Genomic DNA, 19,465 nt, shown 5'->3' with positions numbered 1-19,465 from the left:
CCGGATCGGCCGGGGCGCGTCCGGTCGCGCGGTTGCTGGACGAGGCCCGGGAGGTGGTCACGCCGGTGCTGCGCGGCGTCGTCGACGGCCTGCCGGGCCCGCTGCGCCGGGTGGCGGGCTACCACATCGGCTGGTGGGACGCGGCGGGGCGCCCGCCCGCCGCCGGCTCCGGCAAGGCGATCCGGCCCGCGCTGGTGCTGGCCTGCGCCCGGGCCGCGGGCGGCGGCGTGACCCCGGCGGTGCTCGACGCGGCCGCGGCCGTCGAGCTGGTGCACGACTTCTCACTGCTGCACGACGACGTGATGGACCGGGACCTGACCCGCCGCCACCGTCCGTCCGCCTGGTCGGTGTTCGGCGTGGACCGGGCCGTCCTCACCGGCGACATGCTGCTGGCCGCGGCGGTCCGGCGGCTCTGCGGCACCGAGCTGGCCCCGGTGCTGGCCGACGCGGTGCTGGAGCTGGGCGCGGGCCAGTGCGCCGACCTGGCGTTCGAGGACGCCGCCGAGGTGAGCCTGGCCGAGTGCCTGGCCATGGCCGAGGGCAAGACCGGCGCGGTGCTGGGTGCGGCCTGCGAGCTCGGCGCCCGGGCGGCGGGGGCCGGGGCGCGGGCGGCCGGCGGCTACCGGGCCTTCGGCCGCCACTTGGGCGTGGCCTTCCAGGTCGTGGACGACGCGCTGAGCCTGTGGGGCGATCCGCTGCGCACGGGCAAGCCGGCCGGCAACGACCTCGCGGCGCGCAAGAAGTCGCTGCCGGTCGCCGTCGCCCTGCTCTCGGGCACTGCGGCCGGGCGGGAGCTGGCGCGGCTGTTCGCCGGCGCCGAGGAGTTCGACGCGGCCGCCACCGCCCGCGCGGCGCTGCTGGTGGAGCGGGCCGGGGGCCGGGCCTGGGCCGCCGCCGAGCTGGGGCGCCGGGTCGGCGCGGCCCTGGCGGCGCTGGAGGTGGCCGGCCCGACCGTCGCCGGTAGTGCCGAACTGCGCGCCATCGCCGCCCTGGTGACGGATCGGGACAACTGAGCTGACGGTTCATCAGGAGTGTGTTCGGCCGCTTTTCACTCGATCGGATGATCAACTGACGTGCACCTGCCCGGCAGCTCCTCCGGCCCCTAGCTTGGTCGGCGGATCTCGCGGACCGCCGCGAGCGAAGCGGTGGGGGGCATGGTGAGGGCGAAAGTCGACTACGACCTGGTGGTCGTCGGCTCGGGTCCGGCGGGCGCGACGGCGGCCCGGACCGCGGTCCGGGGCGGCCTGAGCGTTCTCCTGGTGGACAAGAAGCAGGAGTTGGGCGCGCCCATCCAGTGCTCCGGTGCGGTCAGCGCCAACGCGCTGGCCGGTGTGGACGTCGCGCCCGCGGCCGAGTTCGTGCTGGAGCCCGTCTACGGCTTCGTCGCCTACGACGCCGAGGGGACCGCCGAGACGCTGGACTACCGCCGGTACCGCGACCAGCCGCTCGGCTACGTGGTGGACCGGCGCAGGTTCGACCGCCACCTGGCCGGGCTGGCCGAACAGGCCGGCGCCGAGCTGTGGTTGAAGACCGAGGCGGTGGGCCACGAACCGCGCCCGGACGGCACCACCGAGGTGCGGCTGACCCGGCTCGGCCGCCCGGTCTCGGTCACCGCCCACGTGGTGGTCGGCGCGGACGGGGTGCAGTCCCAGGTCGGCCGGTGGGCCGGCATCCAGACCCGGATCAAGCTGAAGGAGCTCGCCTCCTGCTTCCAGTTCGTCGTCGAGGGCGTCGAGACCCGCGGCCTGCTGGAGATCGTCACCGGCGAGCGCTGGGCGCCCGGCGGCTACGCGTGGATCTTCCCCAAGGGCCACGGCAACGCGGAGGTCGGCCTCGGCGTCGCCCGCACCATGACGGAGCGGGACGCGCGGTGGCACCTGGACCGGTTCATGACCGAGTCCTTCCTCGCCGACCGGCTGAAGGGCGCCCGGATCATCGAGGTGCAGGGCGGCGGGGTGCCACTGGCGGCGCCGCTCAAGCGGCAGAGCGCCGACCACATCGTGCTGGTCGGCGACGCGGCCCGGCACGTCAACCCGATCACCGGCGGCGGGATCCACACGGCGCTGCGCGGCGGGGCGATCGCCGGCGGCTTCCTGGCGGAGTTCCTGGCCGGCGACCTCCCGCCGACCGCCGCCCACCTGGACGGCTACCACCAGCGCTGGCTGGCCGAGCTCGGCAACACCATGTGGAAGCTGTACGGCGTCAAGACCGGCATCTTCCGCGAGCGCGACGCCGCCCGCCGCGACGCGCTGCTCAACGAGACGATGACCAACTACTTCCGGCCCGACTCCGAGTTCCGCAAGGTCTGACCCCCGATGTCCGCACCCACGTAGAGGACCGATCCGATGCCCTTACTGCCCGTGGTCTTCCAGGTCAACTGGAACGCCTGCATCCAGTGCGGGGCGTGCGTCGCGGTGTGTCCGAAGGAGGCCGGGTTCACCACCCCCTTCGACACCATCGCCACCGACACGCCCTGCGACATCGCCTGCATGGCCTGCGAGAAGGTCTGCCCCGTCACCGCCATCGACTCGCGCACCGCGACCGAGCAAGAGCAGGCCGAGCTCGCCGCGCAGCCGGTCGCGCTCGCCTGACGGTTGACGGTGCCTCAGGACGCCTCCGTGGCCGGGCTCACCCCGTGGCTGGTCTGGTCGAACCTGCTGATGGCCGGCAGCGCGGCCGGCTGGGTGGTCTGCACGGCGCTGCTCCTCGGCCTGCCCGTCGACCCGGTGGTCGTCGGGCAGGCCTTCCTGCTGACCGCCGTCTTCTACCTGCGCGACCGGATGGCGCCCGCCGAACAGCACGCCGACCGGTTCACCATGCCCGCGCGGACCGCCTGGCTGGCCGCCCGCGCGGTGGTGCTGCGGCGGCTCGGACGGGTGCTCGCCGCACTGGCCGTGGCCACCGTCGTGCTGCGGCCGGCCTGCCTGCCGTGGCTGCTGGGCGGGCTGGGCCTGTCGGTCAGCTACACGGTGAAGTGGATCCCCCGGCGCGGCGGCCGGGTCGCCTGGAAGCAGCTGCCGGCGGCCAAGGAGGTGCTGGTCGCCCTGCTGTGGACGGTGGTCACCGTGCTCGTCCCGGTGACCGTCACCCACGGACCGTGGAGCCGGCCGACCGCCCTGACCGCGGCGGCCGTCTGGTGCCTGGTGGCCACTCAGATCCTGGTCAACGACCTGCGGGACGTCGACGAGGACCGCCGCCACGGCACCCGCTCGCTCCCCGTCCTGATCGGCCCGCCCGCCGCCCGCCTGGTGGGCTGCCTGCTCTGCACCGCGGCCATCCTCGCCACCCCCGGACTCACCCCGCTCGCGCTCGCCACCGCCGCCACCGCCCTCGGCTACCGCCGGGAGCACGACGCGCGCTGGCGGCCCTGGATCGAGGCCCAGGGCCTGCTGGCGGCCGCGCTGCTCGTGCTGCGCTGAGCCCCGGGCGGCCGGGCGGGCGGCCGCGTCAGCCCCTGGCCTGGCAGATGCAGAACGGGTGCCCCGCCGGGTCGGTGAGCACTACGGCCTTGGCGGGGTCGTGGGGCTGGAACTCCGGCTTGCCCGCGCCCAGTTCGAGCAGGCCGGCCTCGGCCTCGGGCAGGTCGGGGACGTCGAAGCAGAGGTGGAGTTGCTGAGGGTCCGTCTGGCCGGGCCACCGGGGCGGGCGGTAGGCGTCGACGCGCTGGAAGCCGAGGAAGAGGCCGTCCTCGCGGTTCAGGCCGGCGAACTCGGCGTCCGACTTCGGGTGCAGGTCGAAGCCGGTGGCCTGCTGGTAGAAGGCGGCCAGGGCGAGCGGGTCGGCGCAGTCGAGGGTGATTGCGACCAGCTTCAGGTTCAGGGACATCGCGCCTCCAGGTCGGCCGGTGGGCTCCGGCGGTCTTCAGCCTGTCGTGGGGCCGTGGCGCCGATCAAACGCTTTTGCCGTCGACGATCGGATACATGTACGCTTCGGCGCATTCTTATTCATCCAGCGCCCGAGCGAGGAACCCCCATGGCCGTGCCCCAGCCCTCCCCTGCCGGTTTCCGGAGCATCGCGACCCGACTGGGCGTGAAGGACGGCGCGGACGACTTCGTGGTGGTCGTCTCCGACGAACCCACCACCAGCGCTGCGGTGTTCACCCGGTCGCGGTTCGCCGGGCCGAGCGTGCGGCTCAGTCGGGCGGCGGCCGACCGGGTGCGCGGGGTCGTCGTGGTGTCCGGCAACGCCAACGTGGCGACGCCGCGCGGGCTGGAGCACGCCACCCTGCTGCGCGGCCAGGCGGCCGAGCAACTGGGCGTCCCGGCGGAGGAGTTGCTGATCGCCTCCACCGGGGTGATCGGGCGCCCCTACCCGATCGAGCGGATGCTGCCGGGCCTGCGGAGCAGCCTGACCGACCCGTTGCCGGAGGCCGACTTCGCGGCGGTCGCCCGGGGGATCATGACCACCGACACCCGGCCCAAGCTGCACACCGCCCGCTGCGGCGGCGCCACGGTGCTGGGGATCGCCAAGGGCGTCGGGATGATCGAGCCCGACATGGCCACCCTGCTCACCTTCTTCTTCACCGACGCGGCCGTGCCGCAGCCCGAGTTGGACGCGATCTTCCGCCGGGTGGTGGAGACGACCTTCAACGCGCTGAGCATCGACACGGACACCTCCACCAGCGACACCGCCGCCGTCATCGCCAACGGCGCGGCCGGCCCCGTGGACCTCGCCGAGTTCGAACGGGCCCTGCACTCCTGCGCGCTGGCCCTGGTGAAGGAGATCGCGGCGGACGGCGAGGGCGCCGGGAAGACCATCACCGTGGAGGTGACCGGGGCGCGCGACGCCGCCCAGGCCAAGCGGGTCGGCAAGGCGGTCGTCAACTCGCCGCTGGTGAAGACCGCCGTGCACGGCGCCGACCCGAACTGGGGCCGGGTCGCCATGGCCGTCGGCAAGCTGCACGAGGAGCACGACATCGATCCCGAGCGGGTCCGGATCGCCTTCGGCGGGGAACTGCTGTTCCCCGCCGAACAGACCGAGGCGCTGCTCGACCGGGCGGCCCGGCACCTGGGCGGCGACCAGGTCACCATCCGGGTCGAGCTCGGCATCGCGGATGGCGAGTTCACCGTCTACGGCTGCGACCTCACCGAGGGGTACGTGGAGCTCAACTCGGCGTACACCACCTGAGCGTGGGTCAGCGCTCGTAGACGCCGGTCAGCCGGGCCCGGCCCAGCACGGGGGCGGTGACGGCCGCCAGCAGGGCGCGGGGGCGGGCCCGGTCGAGCGGGGTGCCGGCGGGGGCGTCCGGGAGGGCGGCGCCGAGGGCGAAGACCTGGAAGACGTAACGGTGCGGACCGTGGCCCTTGATCGGGCCGGGGCCGTGGTAGCCGCGTCCGATGGTGGCCCGCAACGGGCGGACGCCGGGGGCGGGTTGGCGGGCCGCCAGGGCGCCGGGCTCCAGGGGCCCGGCCGTCGGGTCGATCAGGGCGACGCAGTGCACGGCGGGCTTGCTCATCGGGACGTCGATGTCCTCGACGACCAGGAGCAGTTGGGCCGTCCCGGTCGGCAGGCCGGTCCAGTCCAGGTGCGGGGAGAGGTCCTTGCCGCCGATGTGCTTGGCGCACTGCTCCAGCGGCATCGTCTCGCCGTCCCCGAACTGGCGGCTGGTCAGGGTCAGGGTGGGCGACTCGGGCCCCTGGAGGTTGGGCAGGTGCCAGGCCGCCAGGGCGGGGTCCGCCTTGCGGTTCTTCAGGAGCCGGCCGAGCAGGGTCATCGCGTTGCCTCGATCATGTCGATCATGTCAATGATGTCGTTGGTGGTGGCGGTCTCGCCCAGCTTGGGGAAGACGCGCTGGACGCTGTGGCGGTGCGCCTCGGCGTCGGGGTCGGTGACGGCGTCGGTGGCGACCACGACGTGGTAGCCGTGGTCGGAGGCCGAGCGCGCGGTCGACTCGACGCCCGAGCTGGTCGAGATCCCGGTGAGCACGACCTGGGTGACCCCGAGGTCGCGCAGCAGGGTGTCGAGGCCGGTGTCGTGGAAGGCGCTGCGCCGGCGCTTGGTGATCAGGTGGTCGGTCGGCCGGACGTCGAGTTCGTCGATGAGCTCGGCCCAGCCGGGCGGCAGCACCACGGGTGCCCCGGACCGTCCGCCGTCGGTGCGCCCCGGCGGCCGGCCGGTCACGGTGACCAGGACCACGGGCCGGTCCTGTCGGCGGAACGCGGCGGCCAGCCTGGTCGACCGCTCGACGGCGGCCTCGGTGGCGGCGTCGGAGTGGGCCGCGATGATGCCCTTCTGCAGGTCGATCACGACCAGCGCGGTGACGGGGTCGATGGTGGTCAGTGCCAAGGTCGTTCTCCAGTGAGAGGGGTGGGCGGGCCGTCGCGGCGGGTCACACCGCCGGCGTCCCGGTGCGGCCGTCGGTGGCGGCCGCGTTGGCGAGGGCGTCGCCGGTGACACCCGTCCGCGGTCGCCGGCGCTCGGCGGCGGAGTCGGTGCCGCACAGCAGCGAGGCGATGGCGGCGAGCAGGGCGAGGGCGGCGCCGAAGGCGAACACGATGACCAGGCCGGAGTGGAAGGGCCCCGAGATCAGGCTGGGGAAGAACTCACGGCCCGTCAGCGCCTGCTGCTGGGCCGCCGTCAGCTGGGAGAGCGCGCCGGTGGGCTGGAGCAGGTGCTGGACCGGGTTGACGCCCAGTTGGGCGGCGAACAGCGAGGAGACCGGCGGCAGGTTGCCGACCTGGGTGGCGACCTGCGCCGAGACGCCCTGCTGCTGGAGCCCGGCGGTGAGGGTGTGCGGGAGGCTGCCGGCCAGTCCGGCGATCATCAGGGAGAAGAACACGCCGATGGAGACGGCGGTGCCGGAGTTCTGGAAGGTGGAGCGCATGCCGGAGGCGACGCCGCGCAGCTGGGCGGGCACGCTGCCCATGATCGAGGAGGAGTTGGGGGCGGCGAACATGCCGCTGGCGATCCCGTTGAGCGCGATCAGCAGCGCGAAGGCCCAGTAGCCGAAGTCGATCGGCAGCAGCATCAGGCCCAGGAAGCTGGCGCCGAACAGCAGCGCGCCGCCGGTGGACAGGCCGCGCGAGCCGAGCCGGTCGGACAGGTAGCCGGAGACCGGGCCGGCGGCGAGGAAGCCCGCGGTCAGCGGCAGCATGAAGATGCCCGCCCACAGCGGGGTGTCGGTGAAGTCGTAGCCGTGCAGCGGGAGCCAGATGCCCTGCAGCCAGATGATCAGCACGAACTGCATGCCGCCCCGGCCCATCGACATGGCCAGGCTGGCCAGGTTGCCGAAGGTGAAGGCCCGCCGCCGGAACAGGCTCAGCTGGATCATCGGCGCGCGGTGCCGGTTCTCGATGGCGACGAACGCCGCCAACAGGGCCAGCCCGCCGGCGATCAGCGCGTCGGCGACGGGGTTGGTCCAGCCCATGGTGTGTCCGCCATAGGGCTGCAGGCCCATGGTGACGGCGATCAGGACCGCGCTGAGGCCGACGGCGAAGGTGATGTTGCCCCACCAGTCGATCCGGCCGCCGCCGCGCTTTCCGGTCTCGCGCAGGGTGCGGTAGGCCCAGAGCGTGAAGAAGACGCCGACCGGCACGTTGACCCAGAACACCGCCCGCCAGTCCCAGGCCGACAGCAGCCCGCCGGCGACCAGGCCGATGAACATCCCGCCCAGGCCCGCGACCTGATTGATCCCCAGGGCGAAGCCGCGCTGCTCGGTCGGGAAGGCGTCGGTCAGGATCGCGGCCGAGTTCGCCGTCAGCATCGACCCGCCGACGGCCTGCACCACCCGCCAGGCGATCAGCCACATCGCCCCGTGGCCGCCGTCGAAGGGGTCGAAGGAGAGCAGCACCGAGGCGACGGTGAAGACCGCGAACCCGGAGTTGTAGATCCGGACCCGGCCGTACATGTCCCCCAGCCGGCCCACCGTGACCACCAGGACGGCCTGGACCAGCCGGTAGCCCATGATCATCCAGAGCAGGTAGGCGATGTTTCCCGGCGCCAGCGGGTCCAGGTGCACGCCGCGGAAGATCGCCGGCAGGGCGATCAGCACGATCGAGCCGTCCAGCGCGGACATGAAGACAGCGGCGGTGGTGTTCGCCAGCGCCGTCCACTTGTACCGGTCGCCGGGCGGGCGCCCCGGCGCGGGCGTCTTGACACGAGCTCTCATCGGTTCGTCCCCCAGAGTCGTATGGGCATCAGATGTGCTGGGCCAGCCGCTCCAGCAGCGGCCCGGCCACGGCGAGCTGCTCCAGCTCCGCCGGGGTGAAGGCGCCGCCGGTCAGGGCCTCGGCGATCAGCTCGACCCGCGCGCTGCGCTTGTTCCGCAGCGCCTCGCGGCCGGCGTCGGTCAGCGAGAGCACGATGCGCCGGCCGTCGTCCGGGTCCGGGCGGCGTTCGACCAGGCCGCGCTCGCGCAGCCCGGCGAGCGTCGCACCCATCGCCTGCGCGGTGATCTGCGCCTCCCGGGCCAGCGCCGCGGAGGTGGTGGGACCGGTGCGGTCCAGCAGCGACAGCGCCGACCGCTCGGGCATGGTGAGCCCGCCGTCGACGCCCACTTGGCGCACCCGGCGCACCAGCACGCTGATGCCCGCGAGCAGGGCCGCGCCGATCGCGGCGGGGTCCAGGTCGTCATCGTTCATATGCTAAGGCTAGTTTATCAGTCTGCTTTAGTACATTCCTGGGCCGCGGAGGAGGGAACGCCAGGGGCGGGCGGGTCCGCTCGGATCCGCCCGCCCCTGGCGTGCTGGTGCGCTGGTGTGCTGGTGTGCTCGTCGGCGTCAGGCGTCGACCGGTGCGGCCTTGACCGAGTCGAGCAGCAGCTGGGCGACGTCGACCACCTTCAGGTGCTCCTTGGCAGTTCCTTCACTCCGCTTGCCGTTGACGGAGTCGGAGAGCATCACCAGGCAGAACGGGCAGGCGGTGGAGACGATGTCGGGGTTGAGCGACAGCGCCTCGTCCACCCGCTCGGTGTTGATCCGCTTGCCGATCCGCTCCTCCATCCACATCCGCGCGCCACCGGCGCCGCAGCAGAAGCCGCGCTCCTTGTGACGGTGCATCTCCTGCTGGCGCAGGCCCGGGACCTTGTCCATGATCTCGCGCGGCGGGCTGTAGACCTTGTTGTGACGGCCCAGGTAGCACGGGTCGTGATAGGTGATCAGACCCTCGACCGGGTTGACCGGCACGAGCTTGCCCTCGTCGATCAGGTGCTGCAGCAGCTGGGTGTGGTGGATCACCTCGAAGTGCCCGCCGAGCTGCGGGTACTCGTTGGCGATGGTGTTGAAGCAGTGCGGGCAGGTGGCCACGATCCGCTTCTTCGGAGCGTCCTCCAGGGCGGCGTTGAGCGTCTCGACGTTCTGCGCGCCCAGCATCTGGAAGAGGAACTCGTTGCCCAGGCGGCGGGCGGAGTCACCGGTGCAGGACTCCTCCTTGCCCAGGATCGCGAACTTCACCCCCGCGGTGTGCAGCAGCTCGGCGAAGGCCTTGGTGGTCTTCTTCGCCCGGTCCTCCAGCGCACCCGCGCAGCCGACCCAGTACAGGTACTCGACCTCGGCCGGCTCGCACGTCGTTCCATCGGACATGGTCTCGCCGATGACGGGGACCTCGATGCCGGTCTCCTTCTTCAGCTCCTTGACCCAGTCCAGGCGGGCCTTGGTGGCCATGCCCCACGGGTTGCCCTTGTTCTCCAGGTTCTTGAGCATGCTGCCGGCCTCGGTGGGGAACGAGGACTCGATCATCACCTGGTAGCGGCGCATGTCGACGATGTGGTCGATGTGCTCGATGTCCACCGGGCACTGCTCGACGCAGGCGCCGCAGGTGGTGCAGGACCACAGCACGTCCGGGTCGATCACGCCGCCCTCCTCGACGGTGCCGATCAGCGGACGCTCGGCCTCGGCCAGCGCGGCGGCGGGGACCCCGCTCGCACCCTCGCCATCACGCCCGCCCGCCAGCAGGTACGGCGCCTTCGCGTGCGCGTGCTCGCGCAGCGACATGATCAGCAGCTTGGGCGAGAGCGGCTTGCCGGTGTTCCAGGCGGGGCACTGCGACTGGCAGCGGCCGCACTCGGTGCAGGTGGAGAAGTCGAGGATGCCCTTCCAGGAGAAGTGCTCGACCTGCGAGACCCCGAAGACGGCGTCCTCCGCCCCAGGGTCGTCAAACACAGTCTCGAAGTCGATCGGCTGACCGCCGGAGCTCATCGGCTGCAACGCGCCCAGCGCCACCGCACCGTCCGCGTTCCGCTTGAACCAGATGTTCGGGAAGGCGAGGAACCGGTGCCAGGCCACGCCCATGTTCGTGTTCAGGCCGATGGTGATCGCCCAGATCATGGTCACCGCGAGCTTGACGGTCGCGAAGCCGTAGACCAGGTTGTCCAGGGTGCCGGTACCCAGGCCCTTGAACGCGAGGATCAGCGGGTAGGAAACCAGGTACCCGGCCTCGTAGTGGTGCACGCCGTGCAGGGCGCCTTCGAGGGCGCGCAGCACCAGGATGCAGACGCCGATGACCAGGATCACGTACTCGACGAAGAAGGCCTGCCAGGCGACCGAGCCGGCGAACCGGGACTTGCGCCCGGGCCGGGAGGGCAGCGAGAGCAGCCGCACCGCGATCAGCACCAGGATGCCCACCGTGGTGCCCAGGGTGATGAGCTCGATGTAAAGCTCGTAGGGCAGCCAGTCGCCGATCAGCGGGAGCACGAAGTCCGGCTGGAAGAGCTGGCAGTAGGCGGTGAGGATGGTCAGACCCAGCGTCAGGAACCCGACCGCGACGAACCAGTGGGCCACGCCGACGATGCCCCAGCGGTTCATCCGGGTGTGGCCCAGGAACTCCCGGGCCACCGTCGCCGTGCGCCGCCCGGGGGCGTCGGTCCGGGCACCGGCGGGCACCGGCTGGCCGAGCCGGACGAAGCGGTAGAGCTGCACGAAGGCGCGGCCGATCAGGGCGATGCCAGCCACCGTCAGGGCCAAGGTGACGATGATCGCGGCGAGTTGCATGGGCGCTCCTCCGAGCTCGGTGGCACGACAGCTATGTTACTCAACAGTAGCTTACCGACGGGTCGTCACACCCGCCCGACTGCGACGGCCATGACGCTCCATCAGCGTGACTGTCGCGCCACCGGGTTGCCCCCCGCGCCGAGCACGGAGCCGCCGACTACTCGGGGCGGGCCTGCGCGGCGGCCCGGGCGGCGTGCGGCAGCGCCTCGACGATCTGCTCCAGGGCGCGGTCGTCGTGGGCGGCCGTGACGAACCAGGCCTCGAAGACGCTCGGCGGCAGCGCGACCCCACGGTCGAGCATCGCGTGGAAGAACGGCGCGAACCGGAAGGTCTCCTGGGCCTGCACGGCCGCGTAGTCCCGGGCCGGCTCCGGCGCGAACAGCACCGAGAACAGGTTCCCGGCCGACTGGACGGTGTGCACGACGCCGGCCTCGGTGAGGGCCGCCGAGACGGCGCCCTGGAGCACGCCGCTCACCCGGTCGAGGTGCGCGTAGGTCTCCTTGTCCGCGAGCCGCAAGGTGGCCAGGCCGGCCGCGACGGCCAGCGGGTTCCCGGAGAGCGTGCCGGCCTGGTAGACCGGGCCGTTCGGGGCGAGGTGCGCCATCACCTCGCTGCGGCCGCCGACCGCCGCCACCGGCATCCCGCCGCCGATCACCTTGCCGAAGGTCACCAGGTCGGCGTCGTACGCCTGCCCGGTGCGCGCCTGCTCCAGGCCCCAGTAGCCGTCCGCCGCGACCCGGAAGCCGGTGAGCACCTCGTCCAGGATCAGCAGGGCGCCGTGCTCGTGGGCGATCGCGGCGAGCGCGGCGTTGTAGCCGGACTCGGGCGCGACGACCCCCATGTTCGCGGCGGCCGCCTCGACGATCACGGCCGCGATCCGGTCGGGGTGGGCGGCGAAGGCGGCGCGGACGGCGTCGAGGTCGTTGTACGGCAGCACCACGGTCTGCGAGGCGATCGGCTCGGGCACGCCCGCCGAGGCGGGCAGGCCGAAGGTGGCCACCCCGGAGCCGGCGGCGGCGAGCAGGCCGTCCGAGTGGCCGTGGTAGTGGCCGGCGAACTTGATCAGCAGCGGGCGGCCGGTGAAGCCGCGGGCCAGTCGGATCGCGGTCATGGTCGCCTCGGTGCCGGTGGACACCAGGCGCAGCTCGTCGATCAGGCCGCCCGCCGCGCGGGTGCCGCCGAGCCGCTCGATCACCGTCTCGGCCAGCTCGGTCTCGGCCGGGGTGGAGGCGCCGAAGGAGAGGCCGCGGGCGGCGGCCTGCTGCACCGCGGCGACCACCTCCGGGTGGGCGTGGCCGAGGATCGCCGGCCCCCAGGAGGCGACGAGGTCGACGTACTCGCGCCCCTCGACGTCGGTGATGCGGGCTCCGGCGGCGGAGGTGACGAAGCGCGGCGCGCCACCGACCGAACCGAATGCGCGCACCGGCGAATTCACCCCGCCGGGGATGACCTTCCGGGCGCGAACGAACTGGGACTCATTGCTCGTCGTCATGCTCATCTCGTTCTGTCGACCTCGTGGCGAGTGCGGGTGGAGCGGCATTGTCGCCAGTCTAGGTCAGCCGACTCACCGTCAGTTCGGCCACACTGTCCGGTATTCGGCCAGATCCGTGTACAACCCCTGGTTCCCCCAATACAGTTGGTGCAATGCAGATAGCGAGGCTTCATGGGATAACGGACCTGCGGGTGGCCGATGAGCCGCAGCCGCAGGCCGGTGCCGGCGAGACCCTGGTGCGGGTCGCCGCGGTCGGGATCTGCGGGTCGGACCTGCACTGGTACGAGGACGGCGCGATCGGCGACGCGAAGCTGGACCGGCCGCTGGTGCCGGGCCACGAGGGCGCCGGGGTGATCCTGGCCGGGCCGCGGCGCGGGGAGCGGGTCGCGATCGACCCGGCGATCCCCTGCGAGGAGTGCCGCAGCTGCCGGGAGGGGCGGCAGAACCTGTGCTACCGGATCCGGTTCTCCGGCCACGGGGTGACGGACGGGATGCTGCGCGAGGTCATGCCGTGGCCCACGCACCGGCTGCACCCGCTGCCCGACACGGTGTCGGACGCGGCCGGCGCGATGCTGGAGCCGCTGGGCGTGGCGCTCTGGTCGCTGGACCTGGGGCGGGTGCCGTTCGGCGGCGCGGTGGCGGTGGTGGGCTGCGGGCCGGTCGGCCTGCTGCTGATCCAGCTGCTGCGGGCGGCCGGGGTGTCTCGGCTGATCGCGGTCGAGCCGCTCGCGCACCGCCGCGAGGCCGCCGCCAAGTGGGGCGCCGACGAGGTGCTCGACCCCTCCACCAACCCCGACGACTTCGCCGACTTCGCGGAGTACGGCGTCGACGTCGCGTTCGAGATGGCCGGGAACGACGACGGGGTGCGGATCGCCATGGAGACCGTCCGGCCGGGCGGTCGGGTGGTGCTCGGCGGCATCCCCGGCTCGGACCGGACGACGTTCCGCGCCTCGCTCGCGCGCGGCAAGGAGCTGGAGATCGCGATGGTGCGCCGGATGGGCGAGGTCTACCCGCGCACCATCGACCTGGCTTCCCGCGGCGTGGTCGCGCTCGACCCACTGGTGACCTCGCGGGTGCCGCTGGCCGAGGCGGCCGACGCCTTCGCCGCCGCCCAGCGCCGCACCGGCCTGAAGGTGGTCATCACCCCCTGAGTCTGCCCCCGGGGCGCGTCACGACGGTCGTGACGCGCCCCGGGGTCCTAGGTCCAACGGCGATTGACGGTGCGTCAGCGGAACGCGCGGAACGCGGCACGGGCCTCCGCCACCAGCAGCTCCGGCTGCTCCAGGGCGGGGAAGTGCCCGCCCGCGTCGAGCTCGTTCCAGTACCGCAGGGCCGGGTAGCCGGGCTCGGCCAGCCGGCGGGTGGGCCGGTAGTAGTCGGCCGGGAAGACCGAGCAGCCGGTCGGCACCCGGATCGGCGCCGGCCGGCCGCCGAGCGCGCCGAAGCTCTCCCAGTAGAGCCGGGCGGCCGAGGCGCCGGTGCCGGGCACCCAGTACATCAGCAGGTTGTCGAGCAGTTCCTCGGTGCCGAAGACCGAGGCGGGGTCGCCGTCGCAGTCGCTCCACTCCGCGAACTTCTCCAGCAGCCAACCCGCCAGCGCGGCGGGCGAGTCGGTCAGGCCGTAGCCGATGCTCTGCGGGCGGGTCGCCTGGATCGCGGCGTACGCCGACCCCTGGGCCCGGTGCCGGTCGAGCCGCTCCAGCGCCGCGTGCTCGCGGTCGGTGAGGTCGGCGAGCAGCCCGGGGTCCCGCGGCGGTTCGAAGGGCACCATCGTCAGGTGGATGCCGATCAGGCGGTCCGGGTGCCGCCGGCCGAGCTCCATGGTGATCCGGGCGCCCCAGTCACCGCCCTGGGCCCCGTAGCGCCGGTAGCCGAGCCGGTTCATCAACTGGTCCCAGGCGTCGGCGATCCGCTCGGTGCCCCAGCCGGGGCGGTCCGGCTTGCCGCTGAACCCGAAGCCCGGCAGCGAGGGGCAGACCACGTGGAAGGCGTCGGCCGGGTCGCCGCCGTGCGCGACCGGGTCGACCAGCGGGCCGATCACCTTGTGGAACTCGACGACCGAGCCGGGCCAGCCGTGGGTGATCAGCAGCGGCACGGCCTGCGGGTGCGGCGAGCGGACGTGGGTGAAGTGGATGTCCAGCCCGTCGATCCCGGTGGTGAACTGCGGGAACCGGTTCAGCCGTGCCTCGGCCGCCGCCCAGTCGTACTCCTCCTGCCAGTACCGGCACAGCTCGCGGACGAAGTCGAGCCGGGTGCCCTGCGACCAGTCGCCGACCGTCTCCAGCTCCGGCCAGCGGGTCCGGGCAAGCCGCTCCCGCACGTCGGCCGCGAGGGCCTGCGGGAGGTCGATCCGGAACGGGACGACGGACTCGGTCGGCACGGTCGTCCGGGGCGAGGTCTGGGCCGTCGTGGGTGTGGTCATGGGCCGGTTGCTCCTTCTGGTTGCTCGGTGGTGGCGCCGCGGAACCGGGTGCTGGTCACGGCCGAGGCGAGCGCGGCGGCGCACATGGCCAGCCAGGCGACCCGGAACCCGTGCAGGGCCTGGTGCCCGAGGATCGCGGTGAGCACCGCGATGCCGAGGGCCGAGGCGATCTGCCGGGACATCATCAGCACCGCGGTGGCCAGCGAGGTCTGACTGGACGGCAGCGCGGCGGCCGAGCCGAACAGCGGCGGCTGCAGCAGCGCGGTGCTCACCCCGGCGAGGACCGCGCCGGGCAGGAAGACGAACAGGTACTGCGGCCGGTCGGTGGCGGTCAGCGCCCACCAGCCGCAGCCGGCCGCCAGGGTCAGCCCGCCGAGCACCGCCGAGGTGCGCGCGCCGACCCTGGCGACGATCCGGCCGGACAGCGGCGCCGTCGCCAGGGTGCTGGCGGGCATCGGGGCGATGCCCAGCGCCGCGGCCACCACGGAGTAGTGCCAGCGGCCGGTGAAGAAGAGCGTGGCGGCCAGGATCATCGCGGCGAAGGCCAGGTAGTAGAGGAACACCCCGCTAACCGCGACGCCGAACAGCCGGTGCCGGAACAGCGCGAAGCTGATCACCGGGTCGGGGGTCCGGCGCAGGTGACGTACCGTCAGCACGCCGGCCAGAACGGTCGCCAGCGCGAGCCCGAGGACGGCGGCCGAGCCGTAGCCCCAGACCGGGGCCTGGGTGAAGACGGTGGTCAGGCCGGCCGCGGTGGCCAGCACCAGTGCCGCCCCGGGCAGGTCCAGGCGCTTGCGCTGCCCGCGCGCGGTGGCGGGGAGCAGGCGGCGACCGACCAGCACCGCGACCAGCACGACGGGGATGTTTATCAGGAAGATCCAGCGCCACCCGGCGTTCAGCAGCAGCCCGCCGGCCACCGGGCCGCTGCCGGCGCCGACCGCGGCGACCGCGGTCCAGATGCCCATCACGGTGGCGTGCTCGTGCTTGGGGAAGGCGGGCAGCGCCAGGCCGAGCGAGGTGGGGATCAGGATCGCGCCCGCCACCGCCTGCACGACCCGCGCGCCGACCAGCACGGAGAGCGCCGGGGAGAGCGCGCAGCCCACCGAAGCCACCCCGAACAGCACCATGCCGATCAGGAAGGCGGGTTTGCGGCCGATGTCGTCGGCCAGTCGCCCCGCCGGGACCAGCATGGCCGCGAGCACGATCGTGTAGGCGTTGAGCACCCAGGACACCTCGGCCAGGCTGGTGCCGTGGAAGGAGCGTTCGAGTGCCGGGAACGCCGCGTTGACCGCGAACAGGTCCAGGATGGCGAGGAATTGGGCGGCCGAGGCGACCGCCAGGATCCGCCAGCGGCGGGCGTCGGCCCGGGCGGCGGTCGAGGGTTGGGTGAGGTGCGCTGTCACGTTTAGTCACCGTACCGAGCGGGTTCGGCCATCACGAGTGTCTTGTTTGCCAACTGACGATAGTTTTGTGCCATGACCAGACTTCCGGGCACGCTGGCCGTGCTGATGCTGGATCAGCAGGCCGCGATCGAGGTCGCGCTCGCCTGCCAGGCCTTCGGCTCCCCGCCGCGCAACCACCCCGGCGACTGGTACGAGCTGCGGATGTGCGGCGAGCGCGGCGCCGGCGAACCGGTGCCGCTGCGCTCCGGGTTCGACCACTTCGGGCCGGCCGGACCGTTCGAACTGCGGGCCACCCACGGGCTCGACGACTTGGTGAGCGCCGACACCGTGGTGGTGCCCGGCTCGGGCGACGTGCACGGCGACCCGCCGGCCCTGGTGCTGGCCGCGCTGCGCGCCGCGCACGCCCGCGGCGCCCGGCTGGTCTCGCTCTGCTCGGGCTCCTTCGTGCTCGCCGCCGCCGGGCTGCTGGACGGCCGCACCGCCACCTGCCACTGGGAGCACGCGCCCGTGCTGGCCGGCCGGTTCCCGGCGGTGCGGGTGGACGCGAACATCCTCTACACCCACGACCCCGACGTGCTCACCAGCGCCGGCCTGATGGCCGGGATCGACCTGTGCCTGCACCTGATCCGGGAGGACCTCGGGACGGCGGCCGCCAACGCCGTGGCCCGGCGGATGATCGTGCCGCCGCACCGCTCCGGCGGCCAGGCCCAGTACATGGAGTCGCCGATGTCGGTGCCGCACACCGGCTCCGCCCTGGGCGAGGTGCTGGACTGGGCGATGGCCCGGCTGGACCAGCCGATCGGGGTCGGCGGCATCGCCGCCCGCGCCGGGGTGTCGGTGCGCACCCTGATCCGCCGGTTCCAGGCCGAGCTGGGCACCACGCCGAGCCGCTGGCTGCTCACCCAGCGGCTCGGCCGGGCCCGGGAGTTGCTGGAGAGCACCGGGCTGCCGGTGGGCCTGGTGGCCGAGCGCAGCGGCCTGGGCACCGCGCCCAACCTGCGGGCCCACTTCGCCCGCGAGTTCGGCGTCTCCCCCACCGGGTACCGCCGCGACTACAACCCGGCCCCCGCGCTGCGCTGACGGCGCGCCGGCCCGCGCCGGCGCCGTCCCGCCCGATCGGGGCAGGACGGCCGCCGGCGCCGGCCGGGTCCGCGCGGGGCCGGGCATCCGCGCCGCTACCCGCGCCCGCCGACGCCGAGCAGCTCGATCAGCCGCTCCCGCACGGGGGTCGGCCGAGCGAAGAGGTAGTCGTGGCCACCCGGCCAGGACTCCACCTCGCAGCTGCCGGAGGTGAGCTTCGACCAGGCCAGCAGCTCGTCCTCGGCCATCAGGTCGCGGTCGCCGAGCCAACCGGTCACCGGGCAGTCCAGGACCACCCCGTCGGGCACCGGCAGTTCGGCGGAGAGCGCCAGGTCGGCGTACCAGCGCCGGGTCAGGGGCTCGCGGAACTCGGCGGGCAGCTCCTGCCACTGCGCGGGCGTCATCCCGCTGAGCGCGGCGAGCTGCGCCAGGTCGATCCCCTCGATCCGCCCGCCCGGGAAGACCCGGGAGAACCGGCTCTCGCTCCGGGACGGGCGGTAGGAGCTGACGATCAGTCGGCGCAGCTCCCGGGCCGGGGCCAGCCAGGTCGCCAGGTGGGTGCCGACCAGGCTGCCCATGCTGTGGCCCAGCACGGTGTAGGGCACCCGGGGCAGCCGGTCCAGCACCCGGTCGAACTCCGTGCGCAGTTCGTCGAGCGTCCAGCGCGGCTCGTCCCCGAAGCGGTCCTCCCGCCCCGGCGGCTGCACCAGCAGCAGGTCCACCTGGGCGGGCAGCCACTGGGCCCAGGCCCAGAACGCGCCCGCGCCGCCGCCGGCCGGCGGGACGCAGACCAGGCAGGCCTCGCCCGGCCCGCCGGCGGCGGACACGTACTGGAACCAGGGTGACAACTTGTCGAGCGACCTCTGAGCCATGTCCGCTACCTCAGATCCGGCGGTTGGAGGGGAGGACGAACCGTCGGAAGACGAGTTCGCGCAGCACGTCGTCGCCGGCCTCGACGATGGTGACGGCCCGGATGTCCCGCAGGTACTTCGAGATCGGCATGTCGTTCGTGTACCCGAGGCCGCCGAACATCTCCGAACCGACCGTGGCGATCTGCCAACCGGTCTGTCCACAGAACATCTTGGCGGTCAACGAGGAACGCAGTGCGCCGCGCTGGAGGAATTCGCGCGCCGGGTCGGGCAGCGCCATCACCTCGTCGTACTCGCGGGCCGCCGCGAGGCACTGATTGCGCATCACCTCGATCTGCATTTCCATCTGGCCGATCTTGCTCGCGAAAACGGCGTTCTCGATGAGCTTGTGGCCGCCCAGCGGCTTGCCGATCGCGTACTCCAGGCAGAGGTCGCGGATCCGCCGGGAGACGCCGAGCGCGATCGCCGCGATCAGGATCCGGCTGGAGTTGAGGCCGACCTCGATGATCTTCAGGCCCGGGCCGTCCAGCACGTTGCCGGCCGGTACCGCGCAGTCGGTGAACCGCACCTGGTAGGTGCCGGCCGAGCGCAGGCCGATCATGTCCCAGCGCTTCACCACCTGGGCGCCCGGGGTGCCGCGCGGCACCAGCACCGCGCGGTAGGAGGCCACCCCCTTCGCCCCGGCCTCCTTGGCGAACACCACCATGAAGTCGGCGAACCCGGAGTTGGTGGAGAACATCTTCTCGCCGTCGAGCACCACCTGGTCACCGCGCCGGGTCAGCGTGGTGGTCAGGTTGATCAGCTCGCTGCCCGCCTCGCGCTCGCTGCCGAGCGCGGAGGCGTAGCCGGGCTCGCGGGTCATCGCCGTGAGGTAGCGCTCCTTCAGCTCCGGCGATCCGTACAGCCGGACCATCGAGCTGCCGAGGATGGAGATCAGCAGTGTGAAGGCCGATCCCGCGTCCGCGTAGGCGAGTTCCGAGACGATGTCGACGCTGTCGGCCAGGCCGAGGCCGGCGCCGCCGTACTCGGCGGGGAGCCACCAGTTGAGCAGGCCCTGCTTGTGCAGCGGCCGGTAGAGCTCCAGCGGGGGCTCCGCGCCCGAGTCGAACTCGGCGTCGTGCCCGCGCAGGGTGTCGCGGGCGAACTCGCGGAAGGCCCGCAGCGCCTCGGCCGGCGTGGGCGGAACGACGTCAGGCGAAACAACATCAGGGGCAACGACGTCAGTCGAAAGCTCGTCAGGGGAAAGGTCGTCAGAAGGCATCGGTCGTCGTTCC

Annotated in this window: 18 protein-coding genes; 7 read left to right on the top strand and 11 right to left on the bottom strand. The window is 73.0% G+C overall.

Going from position 1 to position 19,465, the window contains the following annotated elements; all coding sequences use genetic code 11:
* Positions 1–32 precede the first annotated feature (32 nt).
* From FHX73_RS39765 to FHX73_RS39750, 4 genes are all read left to right on the top strand, one after another.
* Positions 33–1,013: a polyprenyl synthetase family protein gene (locus tag FHX73_RS39765; RefSeq protein WP_246214182.1), complete on the top strand. Its 981-nt coding sequence runs from the start codon at positions 33–35 to the stop codon at positions 1,011–1,013.
* A gap of 141 nt (positions 1,014–1,154) precedes the next feature.
* Positions 1,155–2,309, top strand: a complete 1,155-nt coding sequence (locus tag FHX73_RS39760; RefSeq protein WP_145910944.1) for a geranylgeranyl reductase family protein — start codon at positions 1,155–1,157, stop codon at positions 2,307–2,309.
* Positions 2,310–2,345: 36 nt separating this feature from the next.
* Positions 2,346–2,591, top strand: coding sequence for a 4Fe-4S binding protein (locus tag FHX73_RS39755; protein WP_145910943.1), 246 nt, complete (start codon positions 2,346–2,348; stop codon positions 2,589–2,591).
* Positions 2,592–2,618: 27 nt separating this feature from the next.
* Positions 2,619–3,419 carry a UbiA family prenyltransferase gene (locus FHX73_RS39750; protein ID WP_145910942.1) on the top strand — a complete coding sequence of 267 codons (801 nt, stop codon included), beginning with the start codon at positions 2,619–2,621 and terminating at the stop codon, positions 3,417–3,419.
* Between the two features lie 28 nt (positions 3,420–3,447).
* Here the strand turns inward: FHX73_RS39750 and FHX73_RS39745 are convergent, their stop codons facing one another.
* Positions 3,448–3,825, bottom strand: a complete 378-nt coding sequence (locus FHX73_RS39745) for a VOC family protein (RefSeq protein ID WP_145910941.1) — start codon at positions 3,823–3,825, stop codon at positions 3,448–3,450.
* A 147-nt stretch (positions 3,826–3,972) separates the two neighbouring features.
* Here FHX73_RS39745 and argJ point away from each other — a divergent pair, with 147 nt between their 5' ends.
* Positions 3,973–5,127: a bifunctional glutamate N-acetyltransferase/amino-acid acetyltransferase ArgJ gene (argJ, locus tag FHX73_RS39740; RefSeq protein WP_145910940.1), complete on the top strand. Its 1,155-nt coding sequence runs from the start codon at positions 3,973–3,975 to the stop codon at positions 5,125–5,127.
* A gap of 7 nt (positions 5,128–5,134) precedes the next feature.
* Here argJ and FHX73_RS39735 read toward each other — a convergent pair whose 3' ends face one another.
* The 6 genes from FHX73_RS39735 to hemL all read right to left on the bottom strand — a co-directional run bounded on the left by FHX73_RS39735 (position 5,135) and on the right by hemL (position 12,417).
* Complete coding sequence (locus FHX73_RS39735; protein WP_145910939.1) at positions 5,135–5,713, bottom strand: YbhB/YbcL family Raf kinase inhibitor-like protein; 579 nt, start codon at positions 5,711–5,713, stop codon at positions 5,135–5,137.
* Positions 5,710–6,285 carry a cysteine hydrolase family protein gene (locus FHX73_RS39730; protein ID WP_145910938.1) on the bottom strand — a complete coding sequence of 192 codons (576 nt, stop codon included), beginning with the start codon at positions 6,283–6,285 and terminating at the stop codon, positions 5,710–5,712. Before FHX73_RS39730 ends, FHX73_RS39735 begins: the two co-directional genes overlap by 4 nt.
* A 43-nt stretch (positions 6,286–6,328) precedes the next feature.
* The gene (locus FHX73_RS39725) at positions 6,329–8,107 is read right to left on the bottom strand and encodes an MFS transporter (protein ID WP_145910937.1); all 1,779 of its coding nucleotides are present in this window, start codon (positions 8,105–8,107) and stop codon (positions 6,329–6,331) included.
* A 28-nt stretch (positions 8,108–8,135) separates the two neighbouring features.
* Positions 8,136–8,579, bottom strand: a complete 444-nt coding sequence (locus tag FHX73_RS39720) for a MarR family winged helix-turn-helix transcriptional regulator (protein WP_145910936.1) — start codon at positions 8,577–8,579, stop codon at positions 8,136–8,138.
* A 138-nt stretch (positions 8,580–8,717) separates the two neighbouring features.
* Positions 8,718–10,925, bottom strand: coding sequence for a (Fe-S)-binding protein (locus tag FHX73_RS39715; RefSeq protein WP_145910935.1), 2,208 nt, complete (start codon positions 10,923–10,925; stop codon positions 8,718–8,720).
* 157 nt (positions 10,926–11,082) lie between these two features.
* The gene (gene hemL / locus FHX73_RS39710; RefSeq protein WP_145910934.1) at positions 11,083–12,417 is read right to left on the bottom strand and encodes a glutamate-1-semialdehyde 2,1-aminomutase; all 1,335 of its coding nucleotides are present in this window, start codon (positions 12,415–12,417) and stop codon (positions 11,083–11,085) included.
* A 191-nt stretch (positions 12,418–12,608) separates the two neighbouring features.
* Here hemL and FHX73_RS39705 point away from each other — a divergent pair, with 191 nt between their 5' ends.
* A complete protein-coding gene (locus tag FHX73_RS39705) occupies positions 12,609–13,568 on the top strand; it encodes a zinc-dependent alcohol dehydrogenase (protein ID WP_211786485.1) in 960 nt (319 codons plus the stop codon).
* Positions 13,569–13,642: 74 nt separating this feature from the next.
* On the opposite strand, the gene FHX73_RS39700 is transcribed toward FHX73_RS39705, so the two are convergent.
* Positions 13,643–14,839, bottom strand: coding sequence for an epoxide hydrolase family protein (locus tag FHX73_RS39700; RefSeq protein ID WP_145910932.1), 1,197 nt, complete (start codon positions 14,837–14,839; stop codon positions 13,643–13,645).
* A complete protein-coding gene (locus FHX73_RS39695; RefSeq protein ID WP_145910931.1) occupies positions 14,836–16,242 on the bottom strand; it encodes an MFS transporter in 1,407 nt (468 codons plus the stop codon). Before FHX73_RS39695 ends, FHX73_RS39700 begins: the two co-directional genes overlap by 4 nt.
* A 72-nt stretch (positions 16,243–16,314) precedes the next feature.
* Here FHX73_RS39695 and FHX73_RS39690 point away from each other — a divergent pair, with 72 nt between their 5' ends.
* Positions 16,315–17,322 carry a GlxA family transcriptional regulator gene (locus FHX73_RS39690; RefSeq protein WP_145910930.1) on the top strand — a complete coding sequence of 336 codons (1,008 nt, stop codon included), beginning with the start codon at positions 16,315–16,317 and terminating at the stop codon, positions 17,320–17,322.
* Between the two features lie 95 nt (positions 17,323–17,417).
* Here the strand turns inward: FHX73_RS39690 and FHX73_RS39685 are convergent, their stop codons facing one another.
* A complete protein-coding gene (locus tag FHX73_RS39685; protein WP_145910929.1) occupies positions 17,418–18,194 on the bottom strand; it encodes a thioesterase II family protein in 777 nt (258 codons plus the stop codon).
* A 10-nt stretch (positions 18,195–18,204) separates the two neighbouring features.
* The gene (locus FHX73_RS39680; protein WP_145910928.1) at positions 18,205–19,452 is read right to left on the bottom strand and encodes an acyl-CoA dehydrogenase family protein; all 1,248 of its coding nucleotides are present in this window, start codon (positions 19,450–19,452) and stop codon (positions 18,205–18,207) included.
* Between the last annotated feature and the right edge of the window lie 13 nt (positions 19,453–19,465).

The organism is Kitasatospora viridis, from assembly GCF_007829815.1.
Lineage (GTDB): Bacteria > Actinomycetota > Actinomycetes > Streptomycetales > Streptomycetaceae > Kitasatospora > Kitasatospora viridis.
This window is presented reverse-complemented; position numbering and strand designations above follow the sequence as displayed.

What these genes read in the sequence shown, in the direction of transcription:
- FHX73_RS39725 (WP_145910937.1), bottom strand. Translation starts at nt 8,107, where the DNA reads ATGAGAGCTCGTGTCAAGACGCCCGCGCCGGGGCGCCCGCCCGGCGAC.
- hemL (WP_145910934.1), bottom strand. Translation starts at nt 12,417, where the DNA reads ATGACGACGAGCAATGAGTCCCAGTTCGTTCGCGCCCGGAAGGTCATC.
- FHX73_RS39760 (WP_145910944.1), top strand. Translation starts at nt 1,155, where the DNA reads ATGGTGAGGGCGAAAGTCGACTACGACCTGGTGGTCGTCGGCTCGGGT.
- FHX73_RS39720 (WP_145910936.1), bottom strand. Translation starts at nt 8,579, where the DNA reads ATGAACGATGACGACCTGGACCCCGCCGCGATCGGCGCGGCCCTGCTC.
- FHX73_RS39755 (WP_145910943.1), top strand. Translation starts at nt 2,346, where the DNA reads ATGCCCTTACTGCCCGTGGTCTTCCAGGTCAACTGGAACGCCTGCATC.
- FHX73_RS39715 (WP_145910935.1), bottom strand. Translation starts at nt 10,925, where the DNA reads ATGCAACTCGCCGCGATCATCGTCACCTTGGCCCTGACGGTGGCTGGC.
- FHX73_RS39685 (WP_145910929.1), bottom strand. Translation starts at nt 18,194, where the DNA reads ATGGCTCAGAGGTCGCTCGACAAGTTGTCACCCTGGTTCCAGTACGTG.
- FHX73_RS39680 (WP_145910928.1), bottom strand. Translation starts at nt 19,452, where the DNA reads ATGCCTTCTGACGACCTTTCCCCTGACGAGCTTTCGACTGACGTCGTT.
- FHX73_RS39735 (WP_145910939.1), bottom strand. Translation starts at nt 5,713, where the DNA reads ATGACCCTGCTCGGCCGGCTCCTGAAGAACCGCAAGGCGGACCCCGCC.
- argJ (WP_145910940.1), top strand. Translation starts at nt 3,973, where the DNA reads ATGGCCGTGCCCCAGCCCTCCCCTGCCGGTTTCCGGAGCATCGCGACC.
- FHX73_RS39690 (WP_145910930.1), top strand. Translation starts at nt 16,315, where the DNA reads ATGACCAGACTTCCGGGCACGCTGGCCGTGCTGATGCTGGATCAGCAG.
- FHX73_RS39745 (WP_145910941.1), bottom strand. Translation starts at nt 3,825, where the DNA reads ATGTCCCTGAACCTGAAGCTGGTCGCAATCACCCTCGACTGCGCCGAC.
- FHX73_RS39700 (WP_145910932.1), bottom strand. Translation starts at nt 14,839, where the DNA reads ATGACCACACCCACGACGGCCCAGACCTCGCCCCGGACGACCGTGCCG.